Source organism: Microvirga lenta, from assembly GCF_020532555.1.
GTDB lineage: Bacteria > Pseudomonadota > Alphaproteobacteria > Rhizobiales > Beijerinckiaceae > Microvirga > Microvirga lenta.
This window is the reverse complement of record NZ_JAJBBR010000021.1, coordinates 1-8,329: the sequence shown is the minus strand read 5'-3', so window position 1 is coordinate 8,329 and position 8,329 is coordinate 1. Positions and strand designations below refer to the sequence as shown.

Annotated in this window: 6 protein-coding genes; 3 read left to right on the top strand and 3 right to left on the bottom strand. The window is 57.2% G+C overall.

The window, feature by feature from the left end; genetic code table 11:
- Nucleotides 1-158, bottom strand: a 158-nt coding sequence (locus LGR44_RS22090; protein ID WP_226742766.1) for a transposase, incomplete at its 3' end; no start/stop codon positions are given.
- A 211-nt stretch (nt 159-369) separates the two neighbouring features.
- Here LGR44_RS22090 and LGR44_RS21475 point away from each other — a divergent pair.
- Nucleotides 370-2,214, top strand: a complete 1,845-nt coding sequence (locus tag LGR44_RS21475; RefSeq protein ID WP_226742765.1) for a hypothetical protein — start codon at nt 370-372, stop codon at nt 2,212-2,214.
- A gap of 130 nt (nt 2,215-2,344) precedes the next feature.
- On the opposite strand, the gene LGR44_RS21470 is transcribed toward LGR44_RS21475, so the two are convergent.
- Complete coding sequence (locus tag LGR44_RS21470; protein ID WP_226742764.1) at nt 2,345-4,162, bottom strand: hypothetical protein; 1,818 nt, start codon at nt 4,160-4,162, stop codon at nt 2,345-2,347.
- A gap of 267 nt (nt 4,163-4,429) precedes the next feature.
- Here LGR44_RS21470 and LGR44_RS21465 point away from each other — a divergent pair, with 267 nt between their 5' ends.
- The gene (locus tag LGR44_RS21465) at nt 4,430-5,695 is read left to right on the top strand and encodes a hypothetical protein (RefSeq protein WP_226742763.1); all 1,266 of its coding nucleotides are present in this window, start codon (nt 4,430-4,432) and stop codon (nt 5,693-5,695) included.
- Complete coding sequence (locus tag LGR44_RS21460; RefSeq protein WP_226742762.1) at nt 5,638-6,882, top strand: hypothetical protein; 1,245 nt, start codon at nt 5,638-5,640, stop codon at nt 6,880-6,882. Before LGR44_RS21465 ends, LGR44_RS21460 begins: the two co-directional genes overlap by 58 nt.
- A 332-nt stretch (nt 6,883-7,214) precedes the next feature.
- Here the strand turns inward: LGR44_RS21460 and LGR44_RS21455 are convergent.
- Nucleotides 7,215-8,329, bottom strand: a 1,115-nt coding sequence (locus LGR44_RS21455) for a hypothetical protein (RefSeq protein WP_226742761.1), incomplete at its 5' end; no start/stop codon positions are given.

Below are 8,329 nucleotides of genomic sequence, written 5' to 3'. Positions count from 1 at the left end.
CAGGGCTCGCCACCGCGCAGGACATAGAGGACGGCATTCAGTACCAGCCGCAGGTCATGCTTGCGGGGCCGCCCGCGGCGGGTCGTAGGGGCCAGGAGGGGCGCCAGGATCGCCCACTCCGCATCGCTCAGGTCGGTGTCGTAGCTAAGGGCTGTCATGCCCCTTCAGATGGGAACCACCCGAATTTCCAGACACCCTCTAGGCGGCTTTCGTCCGAAATGGGGGCGTTTATACAGTGGATATGGCGACAGCGTATCCATATTCTGGCGTCGTCTCAATCTTAAGGCCACATACCATTGCGAATGGATGCGTATACATGTAGGTCGAACCATATTTCTAATTTTCGCTATTCGTCGACGGGAAACATCGATGCAGCTTCAACCTTCCGCGATTGTAGCGCTGGGCAAGGGTCAGGCGCATAACACGCCTTTTGTAAGCTATCGCTCGGGTGCCGCTCGCGAGGAGCGCGTTGGGCTTGCCCTTGCAATCCTGCTTCCGGTTGCTGTCCTGTTCGCCGGTCCATATCAGCTGTTCCCGCCGGTAGGGTGGGTGGATCCCGCCATCTACCTGAGCCATCTCCTGGATCCACGCGGGATGATCGCGCAGTTCGGATCCACATACTTTAGTGCTCGCTTGCCCTTAATCCTTCTCGGCGCGGCCATCCATCATGTGTTCAGGTTCGAATACGCCAACTACATCCTGATTCTGGTCATCGATCTCGTCGCGCTAACATCGGTCTACGCGCTTGCCCGAAGAGCCGCAGGGATCGTTCCAGCCGTTGTTGCGACTTGGTGGCTGGGGACCAATCCGCTCTGGGTCGCGGCAATCTCGAGCGGGTACGTCGACGGTACTGCCATCGCCTTCTCGTTGGCGGCCATCAGCGTCTTCGGCATCGCGTCCGATCTCGGAAGGGCGGCGCCCCGACCGATTGCGTTGGCAGCCGTCGGTTGCCTCGTCGCACTGTGTTTCTTTGTGCATCCATTGCCGGCCGGGATCTCAGGTCTCGTCCTCTTGATAGGAAGCATCGCAGTCGGAGGTAGCGCTCTTCTCCTCCGTTTTGTCCTATGGGCCGGTATTGCTTTCACATTAGTGGCGATGCTCCTGGGCCTCTTCATGATGGCTCTCGGCGGACCGTTCCTTTTCATAGTGGATGTTTCACCCCTGCATAATGCTTTTGCCGGATTGGCTCGGCCCTTCATTCGGCCCTTCAACGAGTGGGCAATTGAAGCCTATCGTTTGGGAATGCCCTTCGCCGCCACAGTTATCGGACTCGCATTAGTCAGTGCTTATAAGGGAGGTGGCAAAGCGAAATGGGCGGTGCATCTTGGGCTTGCTCTCCTGGCCGTGACCATTCTATTTCTCGCTGGGTGGGACGTCATTGTCGGGGGATTAACCCTTCAGAGCCACTTTTACGCCAGTTACTTGTTGATCGGTCAGAGTCTGGCGGTGATCGGGTGCGCTGGTCTCCTTCTGGAAGCCGAGAGTAGGACAGTACGAGCGTCGCTGCCGTTGCTTGGCGCGGTGGCCGCATTGATCGTCGTGGCACTCTCGTTGCAGCGGCATATCGGTGCCCTGGTGTCCTCCACATTTGCTATATGGGGGATCCTCACCAGTCTTCTGGCATTGACGGCGTTTCTATGTCTCCGGGGACTCGCCAGAGCCGCGGTCTGGGGCCTGTTCTGCATAACGCTGATCGCGGGAATTGCGAATGCCGATACGCGCAGGATCTTCAACGTTCCGGGGCAGCTTCAGTCTATGGAACTCTACGGACACCTCGTCCGCATTAGGCAGGCTATCGAAGGCATGAGCCTGAACGGACGACAGGTCATGCTATGGCTGAACCGCTCCGAATACACCACTGGCAAGCCTGTACTCGATGAAAGCTTCGTCTTCGACTTCTATTTACGTGGCCAAAACCTGCGCCTCAATTTTTACGATAGCTTGGCAGGTTTTTGGCTTTGGGATCGCAGCACGATCAATTTTGAGATGCCGACACTGCATCAATACAACCTTGAATCCCTCCAACGAGTGCGATTCCCGACCACAATTATTTTGGCCTGCATCTACCCCGAAAACTGCGACCGAGGCCGTGAAGCACTAGAACAGGCAGGGATCGCAACCCGCGTCCGGGCCCGAACATTAGTTGGTTATCCGGGCCTCACCCCTATCACGCTGTTGGCTCTGGATAATGAGCCTCGATCTGGCGGCAACTGATGCTGCTCGGGAGGTTGGAGTTCGTTCCACGAGCGGGTAGTCAATAGAAATCACTCGGATCTCGGCGAGAGTTGCGTGGATAGAAACATACCGTCCGCGTTCGACGGCCGCCGAGCCGTCGAAGTAATTCTCATGAGTTTCCTGATGTATCCAGCGACGGCGGCTGCTTTACGTCGAAGACGACCATCCTAAATGGAAAGTATCCGCCTCCGACAATGGTCGTCCGAAGCCTCTCCTGGGTCACGTAACCCATCTCCCGCAGGCGGTTCTGGGCGAGACTACACCTAGATTTTTGGATGCAGAACATCACAATAGATACTGGCTTTCCGGCAAAGTGCAGATTGCTCCTGCCCCAGTCGGGAATATTGGGCATATCCCATCCGAGGGACCCGCGGTCCCATTGCCATAGAGCGCTGACACTGTCCCACAGGTTGAGCTCGTAGTGGATGTCTCCGAACCTGAGAGTATAAAGTGCTGGGGTCGCTCTCTGCATTTCAAGCGCACTCAACTCGTCACGATCGTACCAGAACAGCAGCTTGCGGTCTCCGGGCACGGAAGTGCGGAGGGTACTGTGGACCAGCAGGGTCGTCCGGTAGGTCGCCTTATTGTTAAGCGCACCCTTTCGCAAGAAGAGTGAACGTGCCGTCTGGTCGAGCGCGCCGCACAGGACCGTCGCTCCGACGAGCACAGCGACGAAACCGCTCCGCTGCTTCCAATAAAGAAACACAAGCGAGAGACCAAAGATGAGTGCGACAATGGCCCAGGGGATGCGCGCACCCGGCAGCGCCTCGAGGAGCTGCCACAGTCTAGGGGCTGCGAGGATGATCGTCGAAGCCAACGCGAAGAGGCCCGCAAACGATAGCAGAATAGCCCAGCTGTTGGCGCCCTTTGTGTTGGGCAGTGTCAGCCCGAATAGTCCCGCGACGAGGAGGGTCTCTCCGAGTAGGAAATAACTGCTGTAGAAGATCGACTGGGTCATCGCGCCGCCGACTCCAAAGTCCCAGACGAAGAACAGAAGTCCCGTTGCCGTGAGTTGGGCAAGGCCGAAAATCAGAGTCCGCGAATGATGTGCCCCTTTCGCGTACAGGACGCCTAGCCCGAGAATGCCAACCATGAAGGCAGCAAGGAGGCGGTATGCGCCGCGTAGCCAGTCCAGCAGCGGCAACTGGTAGTTCGCTCCGAACCCGGCAAAGGATCGGGTGATAGCGTTCGTGTCGGAAAGGAAGAATAATAAGTTGCCTCCGAGCATGAGGCTCATGCCGCCGAGCAGAACCGCCGCCGTGAGGCCACCTGCAGTCGCCCATGCGGAGTCCTGAAGGAATTGCCGCCATGTCGCGCCATAGGCCAGGGTTGCCGCAACGGCGGCGCCCCCCAGAATGAGCAGAGAGACCTGATGGCAGAAGACCGCAACGGCTCCTAGGAAGCCTGACAGCCATGCGGCCACGCCGCGTCTCGGGACGAAATCGCGGTTCACCCAGCAGGCGAGGGCGCATAGCATGTAGGCGATAGCGGGACCGTCGGCATAGGTCCGTGCAATCGCCGCGATCCAGAGGGGGTTCAGCGCCAGCCACCACGCTGTGAGGATAGCGGCCCAGAAGCCGTGTCTTGGGAACACAAGTGCGTAGATCGACACGAGCGCCAGCGTGTTGAAGAGTATAATGCGTGCGTAATTGGCGACGTCACCCGAGAAGATTAGGTGAAGAATATACCCCACGCCCGTGAAGGGCAGACGCATGGCATGATAGTTGGGGCCGAATTCCCGGATCTTTCCCGGTAAATCCAAGAAATAGCCAAGATACATCCCGGGGTCGACCCAGCCGGCGGGAGGAAATAGCTGGAAATAACCAGCGAACAGAAAACAGTTCGGAAGAACAAAAAGGCTCAAGGTCAGCAGGAAACTATCACGGTTTGACGGAAGATAGGTGCGTCCCGCTTGGACGTCATTCATGATTGGCTTCCAGTATTGGCTGTGAGCGATCGAAGAGCGGCAAGCATCTGCCATAATGTTTAAGCGGTTCCAAGTCCAGATTTCGGCTTCTCTGGAAAGGGGAGGTCTCCTGATGTCGACGGTGAGGCGACCGCAGCGGATCTGGTAACCGCTCGTCGACTGGTGAAGTGTTGGGGCTGTGCAATCGCAAATATAATTTGGAAATTGCCGGTTTTTGTAGTAATCCCGCCTGGAAAGGGCAAGTTTTTTGATATCAGCTAGTGGTAAATGCTCAAGTACATCAGTCCTTTCGGGGTTGGCATGATAAAATGCGGCGCGCTTTCTGCTCTATTAATGCTGCTTGTCACCGGAGCAGTTGCAGACGGTGCCGGCACGATGTCTCAGTCCATTTTGAGCCGCCTAGCGGGCGTGGCGCGAGGCGATCTCGACAAGACAGCTGGACTGCGGATGGTCGAAGTCACCGCGAAGATCAGAGGGCCGCAAGCGGCACGCGATCTCATCGGCGCGTTCGGCAGCGTCTTCCCTGAGGCCGAGCTTAGAGAAAAGCTTGTTGCCGCGTGCGCTGACATGGGGCTTTTCGACTGTGCTCGAGAAGAAGCCGCGAAGATCCAGTCGTTCAACTGGCGTTCGCGTGCGCTGGGCCAGATAGCCTCCGCCTACGCTGAAAAAGGTCTGCGGGAAGAGGCTCGGTCACTATTCGCACAGATCATGGCTGAAATCGCTAAAAGTGCACCTAGCAGGTACCGCGACCAACTGCTTGTGGGAAGCCTCAATTCGGTTGTCGAGTTCGGGTACCTCGAAATGGCGGCTGACGCAGTCGCAATGATCAAGGACCCTGTTGCCCTTGCGGAAGGGCGGCTGATCGTTGCCGCAGCCGCGGCGCGGCGATCGGAAAGTACGCTGGCTGAGAGTTTGTATGAAAAGGCCCTTTCCATCCTCAATCGGGACGCCGTGTTTGCAAGGCAGGACTGGGTTCAAGCAAGGGCAGCGGTCGCGGCGGCTACGCTCGAGAAGAGAGACGAGACTAGGCGTCTTTTGGATCGGATTACTCATTCGGATGTGCGGGACTGGGCAGCCGCACAAGTTGCCTCGGTCTTCCATGCAAGGGGAGACGCCAGCGGAGCCGTAGAGTGGGAGAATGAAGTTCGCTCACTTGCGCGTAGAGCATGGCTGGGGAGTCTCGTCGCAGAAACATATCTCAAAGCCGGTAATTGCCACGAGGCATACCAGTACTGGCGGTCGATAACGGCGCCGGCATGGTCGGCGACCACTCTGCTGCACATTGCGGAGGAAAACCAGAGACGGAAATGCCTTCCGGCGGACAGCATCGTGCAGGATGCGGTGGCGCTTTGGGAGAAGCTCGACCTGTCTTCGGCTCCAGCTACGGCTGTCGCCATCGGAGCCCAGATTGCCCTAGCTATTTCTGAGAGCAAGACAGCTGTAGGGGCGAACGCGATTGCGACGGGTCGGTCGGCATGGCAGTGCTCACCGGAGCCAGCGTCTATCCCGGTTGGTGGGACCAGCAGACGATGAGCCTCGCCGCGCCCGCCGGCCCGGAGAGCACGGATGGGACGAGAGCTGCGGCGCCAAGTGTCGTTAGGCTGGGATTAGGCGAAACGACACGATACTACCTCTACTACATGGCCGAGGAGAAGCCTAAGTCAGGCACAATCGGGAAAACACGGATTCTTCGGACGGAGATGAGGGGCCCGGAGCCCGGGAAGCCCAGGCCGGCAAACGTCGCACTGGAGTTCCACGGTCCTGTGGTCCCCGCGCCGAAACGCTATGGCACCGATTACTATAAGCTCGGGCCCTACTTTGCCGCGATTACTCCTGCACTCGACGCAAAGGGCGAGCCTGTACGTGCTCCCGACGGTGTCTTTGAACCCTGGTTCATGTACATAGCGACGGCAGGCAACAATGTTGGCGTCGCCATCAGTAGGGACGGCGGAGTCACGTTTGCGTTGCCCGGAGAAGAGGGGGTGAATCCCCTTTTTCCATTCGAGGTTTTCGCCGATCCGAGCGGAAAGCCAGGTTATCGACGCCATCCCGTCGAATCGCAGAGCAAACTCTACGATCAGAGCGGCGCGGGCAGCGCGGCAACGGTCAGGACCGCGGATGGAAAACATCATATGTTCTACACGGCTCGGATGTGGAACTACCATTCTTATGACGATCTCGGAGTGACCGCCCGACAAGTCGGTCACCCGGATGGTAAAATCCCCAACTACGGAATAGCCTATGCCGAGTCGGTGGATGGGGTCCGCTGGAGGCGCCGGACCTCGGTCTCGCGTCGTGTGATCAGCCCTGCTGCACGAGGCACAGGGCGTCTCATTGATCCGCGATTCCACCATGCGGGTGATGACCAGTTCGAATATTGCGTGACCCGCCCAACGGTCTTCGAAGATGGAAAGGATCCTAAAACAGGCAGACCGCGCTATCGGATGATGGTCAGCTCACATAGCCGTACCTACCGTTTTCGCTCCCTGCATAGCTTCGACCTGTACAACTGGTACTGGGATGCCTCACCCGCAGAAGGGCTTTTCGGATTCGGGAAGAAGGGAGCCTTCGATGACGAGAGTACGACTTACGCAACATGTACTCGAGTGAACGAACACCCGCGCGACCGATATCATTGTTGGTATACCGGGAATCGTTACGGACATGTCTCCGCGGGTAGGACGGGCATAGGATATTGTACGAAGCCGGTTGATAATTGATTGTCGCCTTGCCCAGATGTGTCGTGCTTGAAAGCGAGGCATGAAAACATCGTGTATTCTAGCGCATCTTGCTAAGCCGTAGGTCAGCGGCAGCACAAATTGGATTCTTCTTTTTGGTTCCTGTCCAGTGCTTTCTGTATAGACGAAAGCACCGCTCTAACAGAATTGGAGACTTACGGCGAGCATCGAGCAGAATGTCTACGCCAACCGACTTTGGTCCATTTTTGAGCTACGATCCAACGAATACTGCGTACCGGAGGCCTAGAGTTAGGCCGCAGGAACTGTTGCACAGAGTGCCGGGTCTGCATCAGCCGGTGTCCCACTTCCTTCCCTCAAAGCGCAGCTGCATTTGGCACAGGCTTAATCTGCGCGGGAGCGGCTCCATCCTTAGACGAGGATACGTTCTGGGCGGGCAATGAATTGCCTTGTGTAGGCTTCAGAATGTACTTCCAATAATGCCCCCTGCCTTCAAGTGAGGCCCTGAGACAGGAGGACAGGTCGCCCCGATTGAGGGCTTCCACGGCACGGTCGTGGCTTTCCTGAATTCTCCTTGTAGTTGTTTTCCGCACAGCGATTTTGCGCAGGGCCGCCAGCAAGGTGATGCCTGCAGTACAGTTACTTTTTGTGGGGCTTATCAGAGCGTGATCGATGATCGAAGGCCAGCGCTCAGTGAGCTTCAGCGTCTCGAAGAGGCAATCAATCTGAAAGCGACCGTACCTATCTTTCAGCAGGTGCCTCCCGGTCCGAACGGCTTCGATGTTTGCTGTGCCCGGTTGAAGAGTGGCATTCGCATCGATTATGGTATTGATGAAGCTCGCATCCCTTCTGCAAGGATAGGAGAGAGCCGCTTCCGCTCCCTTGCTGATCAATATGGGCTTATAGCCTTTCTCAATAAGGGCATGATCTAGCCCGTCCTGAAGGAAGACGAATTCGTCGACAGCTCCAGTCCTCGCATTGATTCTTGCCCGGCAGAGCGGAGCTTTCTGGGTGGCATTGACCTCGTAGGCGTTCAGTTGATCCGCACTGGGCAATCCAACGTAAGAAACCTGGTAAACGATACTTTCCAAGTCTGAGGCCGGATCGAGATTGGAACCTATCGGCAACTGACCAGCGATCTGAACGAAGAACTCCCGGTCGCATCCCACATTCATGCGTACCATGCGGCGCTTCTGCGCCACGATCCAGTATCGCTGGGAATCGCTGAGCCTAGACCAGTTCAGGTTTGGTGCCGGCGTGGGAGCTGCCTGCTTATCGAGCGCCTTGAAGGCCGCACCGTGATAGAGGACGAGCTCACGTCGATGATTAGTCAAATCTTGAGTGTTGAAGACGTTGATTTTACCGATGCCGAAGGCCAGCGGAGACGATCCGAAGATCTGCTTCGACCATTGCCCGAGTGGGGTCTCACCGGTCGTGCTCGTGACCGGGAGCCTCACCAGAAAGGCGGCTT